We start from the raw sequence: 22,987 nt of genomic DNA, 5'->3' as shown, positions 1-22,987 counted from the left end.
CCCTTCGCCCCAATGCTCTCCAGAGAAAATCAAGCCCCTCAGCCTTCGATCCGCTCCAGCTCATAGCCCTCCCGGCCATCCTTGGCCACCCAGCCAAGCTCCTTGAGGGCATCGCGGAGTTCATCGGATTTGGCCCAGTCCTTGGCCGTGCGAGCAGCCCAGCGTTCCTCCGCCAGGGCGCGCACTGGGGCAGGAATCTCAGCCTCCGAGCCCTCAGCAATCTCGGGCAGGGCCAGCCCCAGAGCAGCCAACAGGGCATGCAAGCCCAGCCAGTCCTCTTTTGTGCCCGCCTTCTTCAAGCCGGTGAAAAGTTGCCCAATCGCGGCCGCCGTGTTGAGGTCATCCTGCAACTTGGCCCAAGCGTCCTGAAAGACTCCAAAAGTTTCCAAGCCACGCAAATCCTCGTAGTTGGGAATCTCTTCCGCCCCCACTCTCTGCCGCAGCTCTTTCTCGGCCTTGGCCAGTTTGCCCAACGCCTCCTTCTTGGCGTGGAGGGAATCGAAAGTGAAGTTGGCCTGCTTCCGGTAGTAGGCGCTCAGAAGTTCGTAGCGCACTTCGGCAGCAGTGAAGCCCTTATCCTCCAAATCCGCGAGCGTGTAGACCGTCCCGGCACTCTTCGACATCTTCTTGCCATTCACCAGCAGATGGGCCCCATGGAACCAGTGGCGGGCAAAGTCCCCCCCGCAAGCACACTGGCTTTGCGCGATTTCGTTCTCGTGGTGAGGAAAGGCCAGGTCCTCTCCCCCGCCGTGCAAGTCGAAGGTCTCACCCAGATATTCGCGAATCATGGCCGAGCACTCGAGGTGCCAGCCCGGGCGGCCTTGCCCCCAGGGACTGTCCCAGAAGTTTTCGCCGTCGCTCTCGCGTCGGCCCTTCCACAGGACAAAATCGGATACGCTTTCTTTCTCATACTCATCGGCCAGTTCCCCGGCCCGGTCCTCTTGCGTTTTTCCCAGATCGAGCTCGCGGGTCTCCAGGCGGGAGAGTTTGCCATAGCCTGGGAAGGAGGAAATCTTGAAGTAAACAGAGCCATCGCCGGGCGCATAGGCATGACCTTTGGCGACCAATTCCTCAATCATTCGGATTTGCTGGGGAATGTGCGCCACCGCGCTGGGCTCGAGGTGGGGAGGGAGACAGTTGAGCTTTTCGCAATCATGATGAAACTGTTCCAACCAGCGCCCAGTGAAGGAGGTCAAACTCTCTCCCGCAGCCTGGGAATCGCGAATGGTTTTGTCATCCACATCGGTGATGTTACGCACATGGAAGGTCTTCAGGCCGCCAATTTCCAGCACCCGCCGCAAGACATCGTTCATCACGAAAGTGCGGAAATTGCCGATGTGGGCAGGTCCGTAAACGGTTGGCCCGCAGCAATAGAAACGGAAGGTTTCGCCATCGACCGGTTGCAACTCCCGCACTTCGCGGGTCATGGAATCAAACAAACGCACGGGCGAGCCTTAGCGGCTTTTGGCGAGGGGTGCAACCGTCAGCTTTGCGCGCCCTTGATGGTCAGAGCAGGCAAAGATTCCCCCTCTGAGCGGGCCACCACCACGGCCGCGCAAGAGTCGCCAAAGACGTTGACGGCGGTGCGACACATATCGAGGGGCCGATCCACAGCGAGGATGGCAAAGGCCGCGGCCTCCGCCCCAGGAATGTTGGCACTTTTCAAAATAAGCAAAATGGCCACCAGACTGGCTGAGGGAATGCCCGCCACCCCCACGCTGGTGAGAAGGGCGGAAACCACCACGACGAATTGCTCGCTAAAGCCCAGCGAGATCCCCATCACTTGGGCCACGAAGATGACCGCCACGCATTCGTAGAGTGCCGTGCCATCCATGTTTACCGTCGCTCCCAGAGGGAGGGTGAAGCTACTGGTGCGCTTGGAGACCCCCGAATTCTCCTGCACATTGCGCATCGTCACCGGCAAGGTGGCCGAAGAACTGGCGGTGGAAAAAGCCATCACCAATGCGGTCTTCATGGCCCCGAAATGGGCGAGAGGATTCACCCGCCCGAGGAAAAAGAGAAGAGCCGGCAGGGTGATGAAAAAGTGAAAGCCCAGGGAGGCCAGGACAGTGCCGAAGTAAAGGGCCATCTTGGCGAAGAGATCGAGGCCAGTGTCATAAACCACGGGCAGGATGAGGCCAAATATGCCCACCGGAGCAGTAGCCATCACCCACCGAGTCACCGTGACCATGACCTCATTGAGTCCCTGGAAAGTGCGAGAGAGAAAGGCCCCCTCTTCTGCCGGAAGCCTCGTCATGGCAATGGCAAAGAGCAGGGAAAAGGTGATCAATCCCAGCAACTGGCCATTGTCGGTGGCGGCAGCAAATATATTCTCGGGAAACATCTTGCGAAAGAGATCCCGCAAATCCCCAGCCTTACGATCGGAATTGCCGACCGCCTGTTCGATCGTTCCTCGCTCGGACTCCCCCGCCCGGGTCTCGCTTTCGCTAAAGACCTCCCGCAATACCGCATTGGGTTCGCCCTCAACTAACCCGGGTTGGAGAAGATTAACAAAAATCAGACCCATCACGATAGCGAGAAAACTAGACAAAGCATAGAACGCGATCGTCTTACCACCCAAGCGGGCAAAGCCCTCCATCGCCCCCAGGCTGGAAATTCCCGCAATCACAGAAGTCGTGACCAAAGGAACGATCAACATCTTCAAGGCCAGCTTGAACAGGTCCCCCAGAAACCGGCTCCCCTCTACCACAAAGATAGTAAATTGACTCTCGGGCAGGGACCTCAGGACGATCGCCAAGGCCACGGCAATGGCAAGCGCTCCCAGAATCCACCAGTGATCTTTCCCTTTCAACTTCATGCCCCCACTCAATCGATTCCCCTTGGCTTGCAAAGCTAAAAATTTTTCCCTTTTTCCGAAACAATATAAAGAACTCTCATTAAGCACGTTGAACAACTCTCTACTCAACTATCGAAAGGAGGGAGAGATTTCCCAAAGCTTCATCTCAGCCGCACTCATCGCTCCGAACAGCTACCCGCCTCCCTCCCTCGCTCTCCCTTCTTTGCTCCTCCCTGTATAGTTTTTCCGCAAGCCTTCGGTATCTCCGACCTCTTTGGAAAAGAACTTATAGACAGAAAGATACCTAGAAAGAGAGCACAGTTCACACAAACAGACTATTAATTATTATTGACTTTACAACTAGAAAGACCAGATAGTCTTCTCTGCCTGAACAGCAACGAACAACAATGCAACGAAAACAACTGACCTTGGGGAGAGGCCGACTCCCTTACTCACTGGCACTTGCCGTGAGTTTAAGTTTCGGCTCGATGCCTCTTTGTGCCCAGACGCCGGGAGGTCGTGTCGATAGCGGCACTCAAAAGACGAACTCCAGTGCCATCTCCGGAGGGGCAGGAGTAAGCGGATTGCGAGGCACTGATGGCACCCACGGCGCCAGCGGGGAGACCGGTCAAGGCGGAATTGATGGCGACGACGGCACGATCGGCACCACCGGCCGGGAAGGCTTGGATGGAGCGGACGGCCTCACCCCCACCGATCCGGTGGATGGTGCCGATGGCGCTCCAGGAGCGGTAGGCTCGACGGGAAGCAATAACTCGGCCTCTCCCGGTGTGCCCGGGGGAGTTGGCGGACCGGGTGGCGACGGAGCCCCGGGTCAGCATGGGCTCGATGGTGGGGACGGAGGAAATGGCGCGGACGGAGGAAATGGCGGTCAGGGAGCACCCGGCGGCAGGGGGCAGGACGGCTTGGACGGAACGAACGGCCAGGCTGGCACCCACGGCACCAATGGCACCCACGGCAGCCGGGGAGCCAGCGGCTACGTGGTGGAGAGCAATGGCATTTTAACCAACGCCGCCGGAGCGACCATCTCAGGTGGCATCGGAGGGGCTGGAGGAGACGGCGGAACTGGTGGCAACGGCGGAACTGGTGGCAGTGGGGGCGATGGCGGCGATGGCGGCGATGGCGGCGATGGCGGCAACGGAGGTGATGGCGGCGACGGAGCACCCGGTCAAGACGGGGGTAATGGCGGTCATGGAGGCGTCGGCGGCGTCGGCGGCACCGGCGGGGTCGGTGGAGCCAATGCCCCGGGAGGCGACGGCGGCAACGGCGGCAATGGCGGGATCGGTGGCAATGGCGGCAATGGCGGCAATGGAGGCCTGGGCGGTGACGGCGGTGACGGCGGCCTCGGTGCCGCAGGCGGGAATGGGGGCAATGCCGGACTCGGCGGCGATGGCGGCAATGGTGGAAATGGCGGCAACGGCGGTGATGCCGGCGCCGGCGGAGAGGGAGTGACCCTCGCCACAGGAGCCACTTTGAAGAATTCAGGCACGATCCGGGGAGGTGATGCCGGGGCCGCAGGCGCTGGCGGAGCCGGTGGAACAGCGGGCGCGGCAGGAGCCAATGGCACTCCCGGTCAAGGCGGCCTCGCTGGCAGCAATGGCTCGGGCGGTCTCGCTGGAGTAGGCGGCACCGGCGGGGCAGCCGGCCAAGGGGGAGCCCCCGGCGGCGGAGGCGGCGCTGGCGCTGGCGGCGCTGGCGGGAACAATGGGCCGGGTGGCAATGGAGGTGTGCGCGGAGAAACCGCCAACAACGGACTCCCTGGTCTGGATGGAAACGCCGGAGACCCCGCCGCAATCTCAAGGGGCGAAGATGGCCTTTCCCCCACAACCCAGGCACCCAACGGGCAAGCGGGCTCTCCTCCCAATGGCGTAGCCTCACCCGGCAATGCCGGAGCCGATGGCTTGGACGGCGCCGGCAATACCGGAGGCGTCGGCGTCACCGGAGTGGGCAACACCACCGTCATCACCTCCGGACACATCGCCGGAGGCCTTTCTTCGCAGGGCACCCGCGCCCACGCGGTGGAATTCACCAACGGCGGCAACCGCCTGGAATTGCAGGCTGGTGCCACCTTCGACGGCCAGGTGATTGCCAGCCAGAGCAGCCCCAGCCAAATCGACACCTTTGCCCTCGGCGGCATCGGAGGAGGCTCATTCGACACCTCCAGCCTGGGAGAACAATTCCTTGGCTTCAACCAGTTTGAAAAATCCGGCAGCAGCACCTGGGTCCTGACCGGCACCACCGGAGAGCAAACCTCCTGGCAAGTCAAAGCAGGAACCCTGGCCGTCTCTGCCGACGAGAATCTGGGAGACCCCAGCGGGAACATCACCCTCGCCGGGGGCACTTTGCGCATCGATGGCACCGCCTTCCAGGAATCCAGCCGCCAGCTCATCCTGGCAGGCCCGGTCGGCGGAGGCCTCAACATCGCGGATGCGGAGAACTGTTTTGCCTTCCGCACCCCGGTAACCGGGGAAGGAGGTTTGCGCAAAGAAGGGGCGGGAGCACTCGTCCTCAATGGCAACAACACCTTCACCGGCCTCCTCGAAGTGGCTCAGGGGTCAGTGGCCATTGGCGCCACCAGCTCCCAGCTCACTTCCCGCATCGGGGGCGATGCCTTGGTGGGCATCGAGGGCACCTTGGCCGGTTATGGAGGCCTCTCAGGCCATTTGACCAATCGGGGCACTCTTTCCCCGGGTGCCTTGAAGGAGGAAGAGGCCGCTGAAGGCCGCCTGGCCATCGCCGGAGACTTCGTCCAAGCCGAAACCGGGGAGCTCGTGGTCGACTTCGACAGTGTGGACGATGACATCGACCACCTACAGGTTGGCGGGCAAGCGCAGCTGGCGGGCAAGCTCACCGTGCGCACCGACAATACCCGAGAATGGTATCACCGCCAGGACGTCGTCATCACCGAAGAAGGAGTCAACGGCACTTTCGACCAGGTCGACACCACCGCAACCAACCTCGATGTGGTCGACATCTATTCGCCGCACATGGCCTCCCTGGACCTCTTTCGCAATGATGTCGTCTTTGAAGAAGAAATTCCCAATCTAACCCCCAACCAACGGGAAACCGCCCGCGGAGCCGACACCATTCCACGCGATGGCGACCTCTACCGGAACATCCTCATCGAAGGCGAACCCAATGCCCCCCGCAGCCTGGACAAGCTCTCGGGCGAACTCCATGCCGCCGCCGGAGCCGCTCCATTGGCCGTGAACCGGGTCGCCCGCGACCTTGCTTTGGAAAACATGCGCTCCCGCCTCAATCGCCATCCCAAGCAAGGACCCAGCGAGGTCATCCCCCCCGCTCCCCTCCCCGATTACAAAGGGAAGAATGGCAAAGGCGCGGTCGCCTACCACTACCAGAGCGGCAACTTCCTCTTTGCCAACACCCTTCAGGATGACGGCGTCGTCCTTTGGGCCTCGGCAGCTGGAGACCACACCTCCATTGAGGCCGACCGCGGCGACTTCGACCTCGACCAGACCTTGGCAGGCCTCTTTGTCGGAGCGGATGCCATGCTGGGCTTCGATTGGTATGGCTCACTGGTCGCGGCCTACAACCGCACCGATACCGAGCTGGAAAATGGCTTCGATTCGACGGCGGAGGGCAATCACTTCACCCTGATGGCAACCGCCGGACGGAGCTTTGCCTTACGCGACGGAGACGTGAACCTTCTCCTCGGCGCAAGTTACACCCGCAGCGGGCTGGAGACCTCGCGTGACGTCGCCCTTGGCCGCCTCGACGACACCTTGACTGCCGATTACGATGGAAATTCCTACCAACTCTTCGGGGAAGTGGGCTACGCCTTCCAGACCAGTCTGCGCACCAGTCTGGAACCCTATCTGGAGATGGGCTGGACCCGGCTTTCCACCGATGACTACGCGGAGAGCGGAGGCATCGCGGCCCTCTCCGGTGGTGGCTACGACTATTCCCAGGGAAATGCTCTCCTCGGCGTGCGTTTTCAGAGTGAGTTCGACCTCGCCAGCACCCCGGGACGCTTCTCGGCCCGGGCCGGTTACGACCGGGTCTTTGGCGATGAAGACATCGTCACCCGCCATGCCTTTGCCGAAGGCGATCCCTTCGACATCGGCTCCAACGGCACAGTGGGGAGCTCATTCCTCCTAGGAGTCGGCACCCGCCTGGACCTGTCGGAAAACATCGGCATGGGAGCCAACTACACCGGTCGCTTCGGCGAACGGGGAAATAACAACACTTTCCACCTGAACTTCGACTGGAGCTTCTAGGTTCGTAGCCCGGGTCGGCCCGCATTCTGCTGTCTGCCAGCAGGACGCGTGGCCGGCCCTTTTTTCGTGAACGCCAACCTCTTTTATCACAAAATGAGACCACTTACTCTCCCGGCTCTCGCCACCCTCCTCCTCGTCAGCTGCAAGGACGATTCTCCCCAAACTCTCTCCTCCCCGACAAATCTGCCCGTTACCTACGAATCCACCCCCGTCCGGTGGCAGGAAAGGGACTTCACCCCCTGGGGAAGCCGGGCCGAACTCCAAGTCCTGATGGAAAGCAACCGGGATGAATTCTTTTTCGCGGCCGTGCAAGGCCGGAATCAGGAAGGATTCAACGAATACCGGGCGGTGCGCCGGCCCTTCGACGACCCGGACTACGATCGTTGGGCCGTCTTCTGGGAGTTGGACAACGACCAACTCTTCGAAGCGGAAAGCAAACTCCTCCGGCTGGGCTTTGAGAAACACTACCGGCAAGCCTTCGCAGATAAAGACGGAATCACCCGCACCCAAATCATCTATCTACGACCCGCTGCCCACAGCGAAACTCCTCCCCCCGCCGTCGCGCAAGAAGAGACGCCATCCTCCCCTAGGGCCCTGTCGGAATCGGCCACTCCCGGGGCAAAAGCGACTGTGGCACAGCAGACTGCGGAAAGGGAGCCAGCTCCCACGGAAACCGCAGCAAAGAGTCCCCCGCAAGCGGCGGATGAATCCACTCCCGCGTTGGCCACCACTCCCCCTTCTCCCTCCGGCCCCTTGGGCCAGGCGGCCGCCCCAAAACCTGCGCAAGAACCCGCGAGCGAGACCGTCCCCAACGAGAAACGGGCCGAAAGCCCCCCTGCTCCCCCCACAGAGCCTGTCCCGACAGCGCAATTGGCTGAGCAAACGCCCGCCCAGCCCGACCCCGCAAGCGAGCCAAAAGAGGAACCGAAAGCAGAACCAAAGGAACAGCCCGCGCCGACCCCGGTCGCGCCAGCGGAGCCCAAGCTGGAAGTCTATATTGTCAAAAAAGGGGACACGCTCAGCAAGATCGCTCGCGAGCACCGCTGCACGGTGACTGCGCTGAAAAAAGCCAACGGTCTCCGCTCGGACCATCTCGCCATCGGACAACGCCTGAAAGTGCCCCGTTGAGAGCCCTTCGCCCGAACCATTCCGGAAATTGATGCGAAAAAGGGTGCGCTCCTCCTTTTCGCTCTATCTCCCTTCTGATGACTCGGCATAAGGGGTTAGAGGGTCCTCCCTCATCTCTGGCCTTGGCGTCAGCGCTGCTCTCGTGCCAACGGGTCCCCCCCTGTTCCCGGGATGGAACCATCTGCCCACGCGGCCCTTTTCCCGGCCTAAAAAGGCTCAATTTCTCCCAGTTGGAGTTATTGACAACTTGACTAACAGCTCGATTCCGGACAACGGAAGCTCTCTAGCTTATGAATACTGCGCTCTTCACTGCTCCGGTTGGCCTTCTCTCCCTCCTTGCCCTAACCGCGTCCACCCGAGCAGCGGGCTTCGGCTTCGAGTATCAGTCCGCGCGCGCATCCGCTCGAGGGAACACCTCTTCCCCCAGTGAAGGAGGGGCGGAGTTGCTCCACTACAATCCCGGTGCCCTCGTCTGGGCCGAACGCCCGAATGCCTCGGCCAACCTCTTTTTCCCCGCTGGAGAAGTAGAAGTCCGCCAAGGCACCCAAACCTACGAACTGGAAGACAACGAGCGTTTTGCCGGCTCTTTTTTCTACGCCCATCCCTTCGAGATTCACGATCGCCGTCTGGCTGTAGGCTTCGGTGTGCGCACTCCCTATGGACAGGAAGCCGAGTGGCCCTCTTCGGTTCCCTTTGCCCGCTTTGGCCAGAGCGCGGAGATGACTCATCTCGAATACCTTCTGGGAGGAGCGGTGGAATTGGGACAGGGTTTCTCCCTGGGAGCCAACCTGGTCATCATTGATAGCGAATTGAAAACGGCGACCCGGGGACTCATCTTTCCCAATGACAGACAGCGTTTTTCGGGGGACGACGAAGCCCTCGCCTTCCAATTGGGACTGCATCATCAGGTCACTCCCCGCTTCTCTTGGGGAATCGGCTACCGCTCCGGCTTCGACTTGGATTACGAAGGCTCGGTGAGCTACCAGAGCGGCACCCCCTTTCTACCCGATGGCAAGTTAGACGCCCGTTCGCCCCTCGATTTTCCCGCCCATTGGACGCTGGAGGCGGATTGGCTGCTCAGCGAGTCCTGGTCCCTCGGCTTCCGGGTCCAGTGGTCCGGTTGGTCTGCGGTGGATAAGTTGGCGGTGGAAACTCCCGCGCAATCCGTCGAGCAGCCCGTCGACTGGCAAGACAGCTGGCTGGTTGGGGTGGGCACCACTTGGCAGGTGAACCCGCTCTGCTCTCTCCATGCCGGCTACCTCTATGTGGAGTCCGCTATGGAAGAGCCTTACCAGACCCCCCTCAATAGCGACTTCGACCAACACTTGCTCTCCCTCGGCACCTCCCTCCATCTGGGCTCTTGGCGAGGCGACTTGGCTCTCGTTCGCGTCATCGCCGAGTCCCGCCGCAGTCAGACCTCCCTCTACGGCTTCCAGGGCCATCACGAGAACGAAGGCTGGTTCCTCAACGCGGGGATTTCCTGCCAGTTTTAACTGGCTAGCGAAGAGGACACTAAAAGACTAACAACTGGCATGAAGGATGGTTTTCTTTCCGCTTGAAAGTCGCCTTTTCTACTAGAAACTGCTTTTTCCGCATTCATGCCCGGATCCGTCGCCATCGCCAAAAAAATTGCCCTGCGCTTGCAGCAGGAAAACTGCGTGGACGAGGATTACCAACTCCGCAAATGTGCACAGGTCAGCGAAATCATCGAGAGCTACCCGCTCTGGGTGCTGGTCTATCGCTGCGATCCTCTTTCCGCCCTCTACATCAGTGAAAAAATGGCTGCCGCCATGGCGGTGCCCGGAGGCTTCATTGCGCAGGAAAACGAGTACCACACCGTCTATCATTGCGATATGTCGACCGCTCATTTCCGTTTCCGGGCCTTTGAACACTTCTTCAGAGGAGCAACCGAGCCGATGGAACACACCGCCAGCCTCAATCTTCCGGATGATAGCTGGATAACGGTTAGCGATTTGGCTCACGCCCTCATCACCGACCGCGATGGCCGGGCCACCACCTACGCCCACTTCTACGCCCCGACCGCTCAACCGACTCTAGCACAAGCCTATGCTTTCTGCGATCCCGATTTTCTCACTCCCCGCCAGAAGGAAGTATTCACCCTGTTGCTGAAAGGCCTCCCGATGGCAACCATTGCCGAACAATTGCAAATTTCCATCAAGACTCTCGAAAAACACCTCACCGCCATCTACGATCTCACCGGTCAGCCCAACCAATTGGCACTGATCAAAAAGTGCACCTCCCCCCTCCTCTGACCCTTTCCGCATGGACTACCTTTCCCGCAGCCTCGAGACCATCATCCGTCGGGTGCAAGCGAGCCCCGCGCTCGATTGTATTCCTCTCAAGTCCAGTGCGGACTTCATGCCCTATCAACCCCTTCTCAATCATTATCTGGTGCAGACGGCCTTCCTCTCCGTCGACAAGACCCCCTTTTGCCGGATTCACAACGACGCCGCCGCCGCCTTCTATGGCCTCCCCGACCCGGACGTCACCCCCCTCAATATCAGCTTCTATTACCGCTTTATCCGGGTGAAGCACTACGCCGTCATGCTGCAGGGCCACCAATTCTTCCGCCGCAACGAAAAAGGAGAATTTCGCTGTCTGGTCGACCTCAAAAACGCGCAAGGGGAATTCCAACCCGTGAAGGCCGCCTTCCGCACCGTGGCGTGGAACGACAAGGGACAAGCCGCCTACGCCATCGTCGTAGGCTCACCGGTGGAAGAACTTCTCTATCAGGAAGCCTACGAAACCTTGGATCTCGCCGGGCTGCCCGCCCGCACCTTGCAGGCCACCAAGCTCCTCCTCCAAGGCCATTCCAACCAGGAGATTGCAGACCACCTGGCCTGTTCTCCCAAATCTGTTGAACGGGATTTGCATGTCCTCTTCCAGCACGCTGGGCTCCGCAACCGCAAGGAACTCTTCGCACGACTGGCTCCCCAGGACGAAGCCACCTCCCCCCTTTCTCCCAATAATAGAGACCTTTGGGACTAGTGGCCAAGCCTCTGCTCTTTTTTCCAGAAGAGAGCCTTTTGAGGGATTTTCCCTACTAAGAAAAAGACCGGCCCTTACCGGACCGTCAAGCAGGCTCTCCTATTTTCAGCCTGAGATACAAAATTTTCGCCCTCCAACCCTCTTAAAAACAACACAATTCCTTATCTATGAGCCTTCCTCATAACTTTCATGAATTTTTTTCATCGTTTTACCCGGGAGCCGCGCGAAGGGCGAACAAGACGAAGTTGAGGGATTTCTTCTATCCCCCTCCCACCCGCAGCAAGGCACACTGGGGACCGTCAGCTCTTCCTCACCTAGACTCATGAACGCCAATCTTCTCCAGCTCATTCGCTCCACCAGATTCAACCGGGCTCGTGAGAACGGTGGTTCCCTAGGCTTTCCCCGAAGAGCGTTCGCGCACGCGCGGACCAGCTACTTTCCTGCAATGCTCAAGCTCCATTTGGAGCGTCAGCCTCTGGATGCCCCGTCCGGAACGACAACGCAATACCTCGCTCACGCTTCCACACGACCGGCCCCCCCTGCAACCGGGACTTTTGATGGAATTTGACTTTGCTGGATATTCAGGGGTGAAGGCCGGACATGTGGAAATCAGGCCTTCACCCCTTCCCATTTCCTAACTCCCCGCCAGCGCACGCAGGAGAGTCTGCCCGACCAGGATGAGGGCCAACAGGTAAAGCAAGCGACTGCGCTGCTCAATTCGTTCAAAAACCAGCAGGAGCCGCTCTCTTCCCGCAGCAGGCACGGCCAGGAAAACGGGAAGCGTCAACAACCCCGCCACTACCAAGGGGCTGAACCAGTGGGCTTGCCAACCCGCGACAAAGTCCCCCTGCAGGACGGCCTTGCAACCTGTCGTTAAACCGCAACCCGGACATCTCAACCCCGTTACTTCGCGAAACCAACAACGCCAGAGCGACACGCCCTGCGCGGAAAAATAGAGATAGACCGCAGTCACTCCCAAAGTCACAGCTACGACCACTCGTTGGCGGAGTAGAAAAGTCAGCGGAGCCTGACGCCCACTGAGCTGCCACCACTTCCGCAGCGCCCGCTTCATCGCGCCAGGTAGTCCCGCGCCTTGGCCACGTCGCGGGCGATTTGCTTTTGCAGCGCATCCAGGCCGGTGAATTTCTGCTCGGGCCGCAGCTGCCGCAGGAAGCGCACCTCAAGTTCCTGGTCATAGAGGTCTCCCTGCCAGTCCAGCAGATGAACTTCCAGCACGCGCTCTTCCTCGGCCTCCAGCGTGGGCCGGTGTCCCAAGTTGGCCACCCCACCGCGCCACGCCTCACCGTCGGTCCGGGTTTGCACCACCCAGACCCCATCTGGCGGAAGTTGCTCGCCCTGGGGCACGACATTGGCGGTGGGAAACCCCAGGGTTCGCCCCAGCTGCCGTCCTTGCGAAACGGTGCCCAAAATCGAGTATTGCCGCCCGAGCATCTCCTCGGCAGCCGCCAGGTTGCCATCGCGCAAGGCTTGACGGATGCGCGTGCTGCTAATGCGCTCCCCCGCTTTCATCACCGCGGGCACGGCCTCAATCGCCACTCCCTGCTCCTGCCCGAATTTTTCCAGCAAAGCGACGTTGCCCCGCCTCTCCTTGCCGAAGCGCCAGTCTTGCCCCATCGCCAGCGCCCGCAAACGGGGAGCCTGTGCGAGCTGGGCCAAAAAATCCTCGGCTTCTCGCGCCGCAAATTCCTCGTCAAAAGCAACCACCACCATCAGGTCCAGCCCCAGCTCGGCCAACAAGCGCTCTTTGTGGGCGAGGCTGGCGAGCAAACGCCTCGGCGCGCGCTCGGGGGCGAGAACCTGCACGGGATGGGGTTCGAAGGTGACCACTCCGGCCAGCCCGCCCGCCGCCCCCGCCTGCGTCTTCGCCCGCGCCATGACCTCCTGGTGACCCAGATGAATGCCGTCAAAAACGCCCAAAGCCAACGCCAGGGGCTCCTCCACCGAGGGCAAGTCCTCCAATCGCAGCCGCCTCATCCCTTACTTTTTCAATTCCAACCAACTGCGACACCCCCCATGCAACCGCTTGGCGTAGGTGACCTCGAAGGGCTCGGCCAGCTCCCGGGTCTCGACAAAGGCCGCATGCAGGCTCTGGCCCTTCATCCCCTTCATCTCCCAAGCAAAGCGCTCGCGCACCACCTCCTCGGTCCAGATGTGGGCCTCGTCCAGGGCTGCGACCTCTTCCCAGGATTCCAAGGTCACCGCCTTTTCGACCACGCATTCCCAGCGAATGGGCACCACCTCGCCTTCCTGCCATTCTTCAAAGGGTCCTTCTCCAAAGCGCTCCCAGTCCGCTGGCTTGAGGCCTTCCCGCTGGGCATGAAAGCGAGTGGGAAAGAGGGCGAAGCGCTCATGCTTCCACGCAAACCCCTCGCGTCCTTCATGGATTCCCCCCTTGCGCAAAATCACCCTCTGCCTCCCTGCGGCCAGGGCCGCGCACACTGTTTGCCATTCCTTGAATGCGATCACCCCCCTTGCTTGCCTCTGATTGGGAGAAAAAGCAACCCCCGGCCAGTGTTCCCTCTTTGACCTCGCTTTCAATCCGTGCAAAGTCGCGCCGTGACTCCCGCCGAACGCATCGAGGACCTTCGCGCCCAGCTCCATCGCCACAATCGCCTTTATTACAACGAGGCTCAGCCCGAAATCTCGGATGCCGCCTACGATGAGCTCTTTCACGAACTCAAGGACCTGGAGAAGAAGCATCCCGAGCTGACGGACCCGAATTCCCCCACTCAGCGCGTGGGCGGCCCCCCTCTGGAGCACTTTGAGCAAATCGATCACCTCGTGCCCATGCTCTCCATCGAGGATGTCCACGAACTGAAAGCCAGCGAGCTGGAAACCCCGACCCGCGAGGGCGAAGAGCTCGATCTCTTCGCCGCGCCCGCCGAGGACATTGCCTATGCCGCCGCCGGCCGCCTCGCCAACTGGTTCGCCCGCCTGGAGAAAAATCTCGCCCCCGGCACCGCCCTCACCATCGAGCCCAAAATCGACGGGGTGGCGGTCTCCATTCTCTATCGCGACCACCAGCTGGTCTACGCCGCCACCCGCGGCGACGGCACCACCGGCGACGACATCACCGCCAATATCCGCACCATCGGCTCCATCCCCCTCACCCTCCCGCCCGAAGCCCCCGCCTTGCTGGAAATCCGGGGCGAGGTTTTCATGAATGACGCCGACTTCGCCCGCCTCAATGAGCAGCGCGATGAAGCAGGCGAGACCCCCTTTGTCAATTCCCGCAACGCCACCGCCGGCACGCTCAAGCAACTCGATCCCAAGCTGGTCGCCGCCCGTCCCCTGGACTGCATTTTCCACTCCTTTGGCCAAGTCGAGCCCCGCGAGTTCGCCACCATGGCGGAGTTCCATCGGCTCCTGCCCACCTGGGGTTTCCGGGCCACCCAATGGCTTGAAAAAGCCACCACCCGTGAGGAGTTGCTCGCTGCCGTGGCCAAGCTCAACGTAGCCCGGCACGATTTCCCCTACGCCACCGATGGCGCGGTGGTGAAGGTCGACGACATCGACCTCCACGCCGGGCTGGGCTCCACCTCCCGCTTTCCCCGCTGGGCCTGCGCCTACAAGTTTCTTCCCGAACAAAAGGAAACCCTCCTCAAGGCCATCACCATCCAGGTTGGCCGCACGGGAGTCCTCACCCCCGTCGCCGAGCTGGAGCCGGTCTTCGTCTCGCGCACTACGGTCTCGCGCGCCACCCTGCACAATGAGGAGGAGATTCAGCGCAAAGACATCCGCCTCGGTGACACCGTGGTGGTGGAAAAGGCAGGCGAAATCATCCCGGCCATCGAACGCGTGATTTTCGAGAAACGCCCCGCCGACAGCGAGCCCTTCTCCCTGCCCGCCCACGTCAATCACCGCTGCCCTTCCTGCCACGCCCCCATCGAGAAGCCCGAGGGCTTCGTGGCCTGGCGCTGCGTGAACTTTGCCTGCCCCGCCCAAGCCGTGACCCGCATCAAGCACTTTGGCGCCCGCAAAGCCCTCGATCTGGACGGTCTCGGCGAGGCGGTGGCCAAGAAACTGGTGGAGACCGAGCTCGCTCTCAGCCCCCTCGATCTTTTCACCCTCACCCTCGCCGACCTCGCCAACCTGATGCTCGACCCGGCCAAGTCGGCCGATGGCACCGCGACCTCCAAGGAGCGCCGTTTCGGAGAAAAACGGGCCCAGACCTTGCTCGACTCCCTCGAAAAGGCCCGTCACGAGCGCCCGCTCAATCGCTGGCTCTTCGCCATGGGCATTCCCCACATCGGCGAATCCACCGCCAAAGAGCTCTCCCGCCTCCACCAAAAGCTCAGCGCCTTGCCCGACAGCGACCTGCTCCAACGCATCACCGCCATCGCCCGCCGCGAGGAAGAGCAGAAAGCCATTTCCCCCCGCAACAAGGCCAATCCCCCCGCCGACGAGGCCGAAAAAGCGCAACGCCAGCAACGCTACGACGAGCTCAAAGAAGAAATCGCTGAGCTCAAGGCAGGCAACGCCGCCTTCGCCATCACCCCCGACCTCGGCCCCGTGGCTGCGCAGTCCCTCCTCACCTACCTCGAATCCGAAGCGGGCCAGCAGGTGATCGCCCGCTTGGCCGAACTCGGCATCGACCCGGAATCGGACAATTTCGCCCCCACTCAGGAAGACCTCCTCGAACTCGCCGCCGACTCCGCCCTCGCCGGAAAAACCTTTGTCATCACTGGCACCCTCTCGCAATCCCGCGACCATTTCAAAAAGCTCATCGAGGAGAACGGAGGCAAGGTGAGCGGCTCGGTCTCCAAGAACACCGACTACCTGCTAGCCGGGGAAAAAGCGGGTTCCAAGCTCTCGAAAGCGGAATCGCTGGGAGTGACCGTGCTCAGTGAAGAAAGGTTGGGCGAGCTGCTGGGCTGAAAGGCTCTTTTTTCAGGAAAATCACCCAATCCCTGCTACTTTTTCCCTCCAAAGGCATTTAATGGCCTGACCCTCCCATGAAAATCAAACCGCTGGAATGGGCCCTCATGGCCGCCTTCATCCTCCTCGCCATTCTGGTCGGTCGACTGGTCGTCAGCGATGTGGCTGAGAAAACGCGAGGAAAAGCGGAAAAGCCCGCCCAGCGCACTCCCATCCTGACCCAGACCTCGCCCGAAGCCCGCCGCACGGAACGCGATCGGAAGAGCGCCCTTGATGTCGAGGTCGATCCCCGCCTCGCCCGTCGTAACGAACGTCTGGTCACCTTCGACACCGAAGAAGATTACCGCAATTTTCTCAACTCCCTCTCGGGTAGCAACCTGCGCCTTCTGGGGCAAATCGACGCCCTCCGCGCGGTCTGGCTGGGCTTCGACCGCTTGTCGGATTTCGATGGCCTCTTGGACGAAGACCAATTGGGTTACAATTACCTCGTCACTCTCCCCCTCCCCCCCGGGGACGGCGGAGTACAGGCCGGAGCCGTTCCCTTCGGAGGAAACGCCCTCGAATGGCTGGGCATCACCAGCGACAATTCCAGCTGGGGAAGCGGCGTGACCATCGCCATCATCGATACCGGCATCCTCGCTCACAACGCTTTACCCGAAAACATCCGCCATCTCAACCTCGTTCCCGGCGACGATCCTTCCTCCGAGTGGCACGGCCACGGCACGGCGGTCGCGTCTCTCATCGCGGGGCAGAACGGAACCACTCCGGGCGTCGCCCCCTCTGCGAATCTGCTGGACGTCCGAGTCGCCGATAGCAATGGTGACTCCAGCTCCTTCCTCCTCGCCCAAGGCATCGTCGCTGCCGTTGATGCAGGAGCCCAGGTGCTCAATATTTCCATGGGCAGCTATGGAGACAGCGCTCTGGTTGCCAATGCCGTAGCCTATGCCTACGCCAACGGAGCGGTCATCATCGCTTCCTCCGGTAACGAAGGCTACCAACAGCCAGCCTTTCCCGCCGGTTACCCCGAAGTAATAGCGGTGGGAGCCGTCGATGCCGCTGGCGAATTGGTGGATTTCTCTAACACAGGTGAGAATATCGATCTCACCGCTCCAGGGCTGGAAGTCTATGCCGCTTGGAGTGACAACAAATACATCGCCTTCACCGGCACCTCCGCCAGCGCCCCTTACCCGGCAGCCACCGTGGCCGCAGTGATGAGCGAGTTCAATTTGTCAGCGGAAAATGCGGTGGCCTTGATGATGCAAAATGCCAACGAGGCAGGCGAACCTGGCCAGGATACTTTCTACGGTCTGGGCCACTTGGCTGTGGATCGCACCATGAATTCGAACACTCCCGGACTCTACGATGTCGCGGCGGTCTCCAATCTGGTAAAAACCAACGATGGAAATAGCGTGGTGGCCATCGTGCAGAATCAGGGCACGGCCACTATTCCCCGGGGCGAAGTGGTCATTTCCACTCCCTACGCCCAGGTGCCCCAACGCTTGCATCAGCTCGCTCCCGGCGAAACCCAGGTCTTCGAGTTTCCCACCACCTTGCCCCAGGCTGGCGAAGCCTTCAGCATCACCACCAGCGTGACCCTCGATTCTTCGTTGCAAGAGATCGATAGCGAGAACAATATCAAGAGCAATCAATTCGTTCTCGACCCCGGCAACCCTTGAAAACCCTCGCTCTCCTCCTCCTCTGCCTCCTTCCCCTCGCAGCTCAGCAACTCGACTTCCGCGCCCCCCACCCCCAATTTCCTTACGTCGACCAAAACAAGGGCATCGGCAACTCCTGCGGCCCGGCCGCTCTCCTCAACGCCTTTGGCTCCGGCAGTGAAAAATGGCAGGCGGCCGCGGCCAAGATTCCCGGGGACAACGACCGCGCCCGCATCGCTTCCGTTATCAAGTCCTTTGGTCAAAAGCCTTCCAGCAACCTGCCCCAACGGGCTCGCTGGGAAATCCGCAGTGGAGTCAACTTTGCCGACCTGGCGGTGATGGCCGACGAATTCCGCTCCTTGCAATGGGGTCTGCCCAAGGTGCGGGCGGAACTTTACTTCGCGTCAGCGGGAGCGGACAGCGAGAAAAAGCTCCGCCTCGCCCACAAGCAGCTCCACAAATCGCTCGCCAAAGGCCTGCCGCCCATCCTCTCGGTGCGCCGCTTCGTCCATCGCCAAGGCCACTGGCAGAGCGTGCACGGCCACTTCGTGGTCCTCACCGCCCTGCCCCGTCAGCTTCCCCGAGGCAGCCAATCCTTCCCAGTGGAATTCGTCGACTCCTCCGGCGCCAAGACCTTTTCCGGCCTGATCTCCTTGGCCACTCAGGAGAGCGGGCTTCCCTGCCTCGTGCTCCATTGTCCGTCCAGTGAGATCGGCAAAAAACAAGTGCGTGCAGGGGAAGGAAGCGCGCTGGGACTGGCAGGCGCAATCGGGGCTTGGTAAGGTCGCCGCCTCCCGTCACCTTCCGCCACATGCGAGCCATTCTCCAACGAGTCAGCCAGGCCGAAGTCAAAAGTGAAGGCCGAGTCCTCGCCCAGCAAGGAGCGGGCCTCCTCATTCTCCTCGGGATCACGGAAGGCGACGACGCCACCGATCGCGATTGGCTGGTGCGCAAGATTGCGGCCATGCGCATCTTCGAGGACGAAGAGGGCCGCATGAACCGATCCGTGCGCGAGAGCGCCGGCGAGGTCACCGTGGTTTCGCAATTTACCCTCTACGCCTCCACCAAGAAGGGCAACCGCCCCTCCTTCATCAAAGCCGCCAGACCGGAAATCGCGGAACCTCTCTACGAGGACTTCTGCGCCGCTCTCGCCACCGCTCTGGAAAAACCGGTTGGACGGGGAGAGTTCGGAGCCATGATGACCGTCTCCCTCTGCAACGACGGACCCGTGACCATCATCCTGGACAGTAAAAATCCCGAATAGGTTTCCGAGAGAAGATGGTCCTCCCACCCGCAAGGGGCCCGTCTCAAACGGGAACAGCCTTTGCAGAAAAAAAACTGGCCTCGCCGGGCGGGATTCTGGACTCTCCCGCCCAGCAGACATGATTTTTCTCACCACCGCCATCGATTACCCCAACGGCTCTCCCCACATCGGCCACGCCTACGAAAAGGTGCTCACCGACGTGCTTGCCCGCTACCACCGCCTCTGCGGCGAAGAGGTCTACTTCCTCACCGGGGTCGACCAACACGGGCAAAAGATGGTGCAAACAGCTGAAAAAGAGGGAGTCAACGTCGCCACTCTCGCCAAGAAAAACACCAAAAAATTTCTCAAACTCCTCGATGCCCTTGCCATCTCCAACGATGGCTGGGCCGAGACCACCGACGAGCGCCACAAAGCCTGTGTCGCCAAGATCCTGACTGATCTGCACGAGAAGGGACAACTCTACAAAAAGAGCTACGCGGGATTCTACTCCGTGCGCCAGGAGCAATTCCTCACCGACAAGGAGCGCGGCGAAGACGGGGAATTCGGTCCCGAGTGGGGTGAGGTCGTGGAGCTGGAGGAAGAGAACTGGTATTTCAAGCTCAGTGAACACACTGCCTGGCTGCGGGAAGCGGTGGAGAGCGATGCCCTCAAGGTCACCCCCGCCTTTCGCAAGAGCGAGGTCCTCAACGCCATCGAAAAAGCCGAGTCCACTGACCTCTGCATCTCGCGGCCCAAGGAACGGCTCAGCTGGGGCATTCCCCTGCCCTTCGATCCCGAGTTCGTGACCTATGTCTGGTTCGACGCTCTCATTAACTACATTTCCTTCGCCGGATACCAGAAAGAGGCGGAGAGCGGTTTGCCGGATTTCGACAAACTCTGGCCCGCCCACTCCCACGTCATTGGCAAGGACATCATGGTTCCCGCCCACGCCATCTACTGGCCCTGCATGCTGCACGCAATGGGCTTCAGCAATGCCGAAATGCCCGGCCTCCTGGTCCACGGTTGGTGGAACGTGAAGAAAAAGGACGCTGCCACCGGAGAGGAGTCCTCCGAAAAAATGTCGAAATCGCTCGGCAACATCGTCGATCCCATGGAATTGGTGGAAAAAGTGGGCACCGATGCCGTGCGCTACTACCTCGCCCGCGACATCGCCACTGGCAAGGATTCCGACTTTGATCCCGAGCGCCTTTTCATCCTCTTCAATAGCGAGATGGCCAATGGCTTGGGCAATCTGCTCAATCGCTCGCTCAATATGACCAAGGCCTCCCTCGGGAGCGAATTGGCAGCCTACGAGCACGATGACGAAGAATGCCAACTGGTGCGCCGATCCCATGCCGCGCTTCTGGCCGCTTATCCGGAAAAAATGGCGGCCCGCGATCTGCGTGGCACCCTCGAGAGCATCGTCAGCTTCATCACCGACGTGAACACCTTTGCCGAGCGCACCAAACCCTGGGAGCTCAAAAAGGACGAGAGCAAGCGCGACCAGCTCACCGCCGTGCTTCACCACATGTGCGAGGCCTGCGCCCTCGCTTCCGTGCTCCTGCAACCCTTCGTGCCAGCTGCGGCGGAGAAGATGCAAGCCCAACTCAACGCCCCTCAGCTGGCGGACCTGACCCTGAGCGAGCTGAAGTGGGGCCTCCTGCGGGCCGGGCAGACCATCAACAAGCCCAAGCCCGTCTTCCCTCGTTTGCAGAAAGAAGAAGCGTAAACCAACTCAATTTCCTCCCCCGATGGTCGCCCCCAGGGAGCCATCGGCGGGGAAAAATCGATTCTCAACGCGAGCCGAAGGGAATGAGGGCCTTGAAGAAGGTGCCCAAGCCCCCGCCTTTCTCGGGCCGCTCCTCGTCCAGAATCTGGGCATAGCGAATGAGCCCGAGGGCGGTGGAATACTGCGGGTCCTTGAAGTAGGCGTGCACCCCGCTGACGTCGGGCCGCTCGGGCCGGTAAACGGGCAGGCCAAAGACTTCGCAGGCCAGCTCACCAATGCCATTCATCAAGCTAGTGCCACCGGTGAGAAAGACCCCCGTGCCCACATTCCCCCGCCAATCATTGGGCAGCCGTTTGCGCACGATTTCAAAAGTCTCCTGCAAGCGCCAACGGGCCACCTCATTGAGCTCCTGCCGCTGCACTTCCATGTCAGGGAAGCCCTTGTCATCGGCAATCTTGACCACCCCGATGGACTTGGCCGGATCGCCGGAAACATCCGCTTCGGTCACCTTGATTTTCTCCGCTTTGGAGGGCGGCACATGGGTCACGAGGTGAATATCATTGGTGATGTGGTCGCCGCCCACGGGCACACAGCCAGAGGCCGCAATCGCGCCATCGAGATAGAGAATGTAGTCGGTGGTGCCCCCGCCAATGTCGATGACCAGGGCCCCGGCTTCCTTGCGCGACTTGGTGAGGGCAATTTGTGCCGAAGCCACCGGGGCAAAGACGACATCGTCCACGTCCAGCGGCGTCTCGCGCACGCATTTGATGGAATTCTGGATGCGGGTCTCGATGCCGTGCACGATGTGAAAATCGGCCTCCAAGGTGCGTCCCAGCAGTCCCACCGGGCTATTGGAGTGTTGCTGCCCATCCAGGGTGAAGTGGCGGACGAGATTGTGAAGATAGACGTGATCGCCAGGCAGCTGCATATCGGCGGCGATTTCCTTGACCTCCTCGACGTGCTCCAGGCTGACTTCCTTCTCGTTGTCGGGAAGGCGAAAGGTGCCCACGTTATTCACTCCCTCAATATGACTACCGGTGACCGCGAGGAAAACGCTGTTGATTTCGACATCACTGGCATCTTCGGCCTCTAGGAGAGCGGCTTTGACACAAGCTTTCACCTGCAGAAAGTCCGCAATTTCCCCTTTGCGCACACCCGCTGAACGCCCCTCCCCCACGCCGAGAATTTTCACCGAGCCATCCGGCTTGACCTCTGCCACGACCATACAGGTCTTGGTGGTGCCGATTTCCAGTCCAACGTGAATGCGGGTTTTTGCCATCTTCTTTGAAAAAATTAGCTGCGGGTCAGAATTGCTTCGAGGTTGCTCTCCAAAGCAGAGCGCGGTGCGGTGAGATTGCCACCGGATTGGGTGAATACCACCGGAATATTTCGTTCCGGGATGAGATTGACCCGGGTGAGTCCCCGCGAGGTCTCGCGCGCATGCTGGAGAATGTAGAGCAAGTCCTTGATTTGCCGCTCATGCTCATAGAGACCGAAAGTCACCGAAGTGCCGGTGTGGGTCTTGGCCAGAAGGGAATAATCGTTGCGCAGCCCGACGGCGGGCAAACTCCAACCCGCCGGCTCGAGATAGCGTTTGGCGAGTTTGAGAAGCTCGAGCGCGCGGAGAAACTCACGTCCGGACACCTTTTCGCCCTCCCGAAAGATCGTGCCCTCCCGCTCCCCAGTGGTGATGACGGGAAGTTCGCTGACCAGAGACAACATCGAGCGCGAGGGCCGGAAGGCGACTCCCTCCTCATCGACCAGCAGGCCCTGCTGCACACTCCGCCCCACGATGCGGTCCCGGGGCGATTCCACCCAGGCCACCGGCACGCGCTCTTCGATGCGGATGCGAAGGACATTGGGCATGCGACGCGTGGCCCGCACCCGCTTGATCTCGGGCAGTGCGGTCAATTTTTCCTCCAGTTCATTGAGCTGAAAGGCAAAGATGCTGGCGGTGGGGTCCAAGCCCGTGATGGCGGCGAGGCGATTGGTGTCGATGAGCCGGGGCGCGTCCTCGTGGTCCCATTGCCGCAGCTCCACCCGCTCCAGGGTGAAGTCCTCGCTTTCCAAAAAAACCTGCTGCAGGGCGGAGCGCCCGGCGGCCACCGCAATGGCGAGAATGGCGAAAACCAGCACCCACTTGACCACGCGCGAGGTTCCCGCCTTGGCCCGGCACCACAGCACTCGCCCCGTCGTCGGGCGGAGATTGACCCCACGGGGGCCGGATTCCATTCGTCGGACTTTGCTGGTTCGTTTGCGCGCCATGGGGGA

17 protein-coding genes are annotated in these 22,987 nt (G+C 60.8%); 10 read left to right on the top strand and 7 right to left on the bottom strand.

Features of this window, described 5'->3' with window-relative positions; all coding sequences use genetic code 11:
- Positions 1-38: 38 nt before the first annotated feature.
- Both cysS and JIN78_RS02035 read right to left on the bottom strand, forming a co-directional pair.
- Positions 39-1,445, bottom strand: coding sequence for a cysteine--tRNA ligase (gene cysS, locus JIN78_RS02040; protein WP_200390264.1), 1,407 nt, complete (start codon positions 1,443-1,445; stop codon positions 39-41).
- Between the two features lie 38 nt (positions 1,446-1,483).
- Entirely contained in the window at positions 1,484-2,818 is a 1,335-nt protein-coding gene (locus JIN78_RS02035) for a dicarboxylate/amino acid:cation symporter (protein ID WP_200390263.1), read from the bottom strand.
- 446 nt (positions 2,819-3,264) lie between these two features.
- Between JIN78_RS02035 and JIN78_RS17670 the strand changes: the two genes are divergently transcribed.
- The 5 genes from JIN78_RS17670 (at position 3,265) to JIN78_RS02010 (ending at position 11,190) form a co-directional block, all read left to right on the top strand.
- Entirely contained in the window at positions 3,265-7,053 is a 3,789-nt protein-coding gene (locus JIN78_RS17670) for an autotransporter family protein (protein WP_200390262.1), read from the top strand.
- A 93-nt stretch (positions 7,054-7,146) separates the two neighbouring features.
- A complete protein-coding gene (locus tag JIN78_RS02025; protein ID WP_200390261.1) occupies positions 7,147-8,181 on the top strand; it encodes a LysM peptidoglycan-binding domain-containing protein in 1,035 nt (344 codons plus the stop codon).
- Between the two features lie 290 nt (positions 8,182-8,471).
- Positions 8,472-9,674 carry an OmpP1/FadL family transporter gene (locus JIN78_RS02020; protein WP_200390260.1) on the top strand — a complete coding sequence of 401 codons (1,203 nt, stop codon included), beginning with the start codon at positions 8,472-8,474 and terminating at the stop codon, positions 9,672-9,674.
- A gap of 105 nt (positions 9,675-9,779) precedes the next feature.
- Positions 9,780-10,454, top strand: coding sequence for a helix-turn-helix transcriptional regulator (locus JIN78_RS02015; RefSeq protein WP_200390259.1), 675 nt, complete (start codon positions 9,780-9,782; stop codon positions 10,452-10,454).
- A gap of 10 nt (positions 10,455-10,464) precedes the next feature.
- A complete protein-coding gene (locus JIN78_RS02010) occupies positions 10,465-11,190 on the top strand; it encodes a helix-turn-helix domain-containing protein (protein WP_200390258.1) in 726 nt (241 codons plus the stop codon).
- Between the two features lie 634 nt (positions 11,191-11,824).
- Here JIN78_RS02010 and JIN78_RS02005 read toward each other — a convergent pair.
- From JIN78_RS02005 to JIN78_RS01995, 3 genes are read right to left on the bottom strand one after another with little or no spacing between them, the layout of a single operon-like run.
- A complete protein-coding gene (locus tag JIN78_RS02005) occupies positions 11,825-12,262 on the bottom strand; it encodes a DUF2752 domain-containing protein (protein WP_200390257.1) in 438 nt (145 codons plus the stop codon).
- Positions 12,259-13,185, bottom strand: coding sequence for a bifunctional riboflavin kinase/FAD synthetase (locus JIN78_RS02000; protein ID WP_200390256.1), 927 nt, complete (start codon positions 13,183-13,185; stop codon positions 12,259-12,261). The genes JIN78_RS02005 and JIN78_RS02000 overlap by 4 nt, the downstream gene beginning before the upstream one ends.
- Positions 13,186-13,188: 3 nt before the next feature.
- Positions 13,189-13,677: a DUF1802 family protein gene (locus JIN78_RS01995; protein WP_200390255.1), complete on the bottom strand. Its 489-nt coding sequence runs from the start codon at positions 13,675-13,677 to the stop codon at positions 13,189-13,191.
- Positions 13,678-13,767: 90 nt separating this feature from the next.
- Between JIN78_RS01995 and ligA the strand changes: the two genes are divergently transcribed.
- The 5 genes from ligA (at position 13,768) to metG (ending at position 20,716) form a co-directional block, all read left to right on the top strand.
- Positions 13,768-16,089 carry an NAD-dependent DNA ligase LigA gene (ligA, locus tag JIN78_RS01990; RefSeq protein ID WP_200390254.1) on the top strand — a complete coding sequence of 774 codons (2,322 nt, stop codon included), beginning with the start codon at positions 13,768-13,770 and terminating at the stop codon, positions 16,087-16,089.
- Positions 16,090-16,166: 77 nt separating this feature from the next.
- Positions 16,167-17,765, top strand: a complete 1,599-nt coding sequence (locus JIN78_RS01985; protein ID WP_200390253.1) for a S8 family peptidase — start codon at positions 16,167-16,169, stop codon at positions 17,763-17,765.
- The gene (locus JIN78_RS01980; RefSeq protein WP_200390252.1) at positions 17,762-18,526 is read left to right on the top strand and encodes a hypothetical protein; all 765 of its coding nucleotides are present in this window, start codon (positions 17,762-17,764) and stop codon (positions 18,524-18,526) included. The genes JIN78_RS01985 and JIN78_RS01980 overlap by 4 nt, the downstream gene beginning before the upstream one ends.
- A gap of 29 nt (positions 18,527-18,555) precedes the next feature.
- On the top strand, positions 18,556-19,008 hold the full coding sequence (gene dtd, locus JIN78_RS01975; RefSeq protein ID WP_200390251.1) for a D-aminoacyl-tRNA deacylase: 453 nt from the start codon (positions 18,556-18,558) through the stop codon (positions 19,006-19,008).
- 118 nt (positions 19,009-19,126) lie between these two features.
- Positions 19,127-20,716 (top strand): methionine--tRNA ligase, encoded by a 1,590-nt coding sequence (metG, locus tag JIN78_RS01970; RefSeq protein ID WP_200390250.1) that lies wholly within the window; start codon positions 19,127-19,129, stop codon positions 20,714-20,716.
- 64 nt (positions 20,717-20,780) lie between these two features.
- On the opposite strand, the gene ftsA is transcribed toward metG, so the two are convergent.
- Both ftsA and JIN78_RS01960 read right to left on the bottom strand, forming a co-directional pair.
- The gene (gene ftsA / locus JIN78_RS01965) at positions 20,781-21,995 is read right to left on the bottom strand and encodes a cell division protein FtsA (RefSeq protein ID WP_200390249.1); all 1,215 of its coding nucleotides are present in this window, start codon (positions 21,993-21,995) and stop codon (positions 20,781-20,783) included.
- 14 nt (positions 21,996-22,009) lie between these two features.
- The gene (locus tag JIN78_RS01960; RefSeq protein ID WP_200390248.1) at positions 22,010-22,981 is read right to left on the bottom strand and encodes a cell division protein FtsQ/DivIB; all 972 of its coding nucleotides are present in this window, start codon (positions 22,979-22,981) and stop codon (positions 22,010-22,012) included.
- Positions 22,982-22,987: the final 6 nt, after the last annotated feature.

This window comes from Roseibacillus ishigakijimensis (assembly GCF_016595415.1).
In the GTDB taxonomy this organism is placed as follows: Bacteria; Verrucomicrobiota; Verrucomicrobiia; order Verrucomicrobiales; family Akkermansiaceae; genus Roseibacillus; species Roseibacillus ishigakijimensis.
The sequence above is the reverse complement of the archived record's forward strand: the minus strand, read 5'-3'. Positions and strand labels throughout refer to the sequence as shown.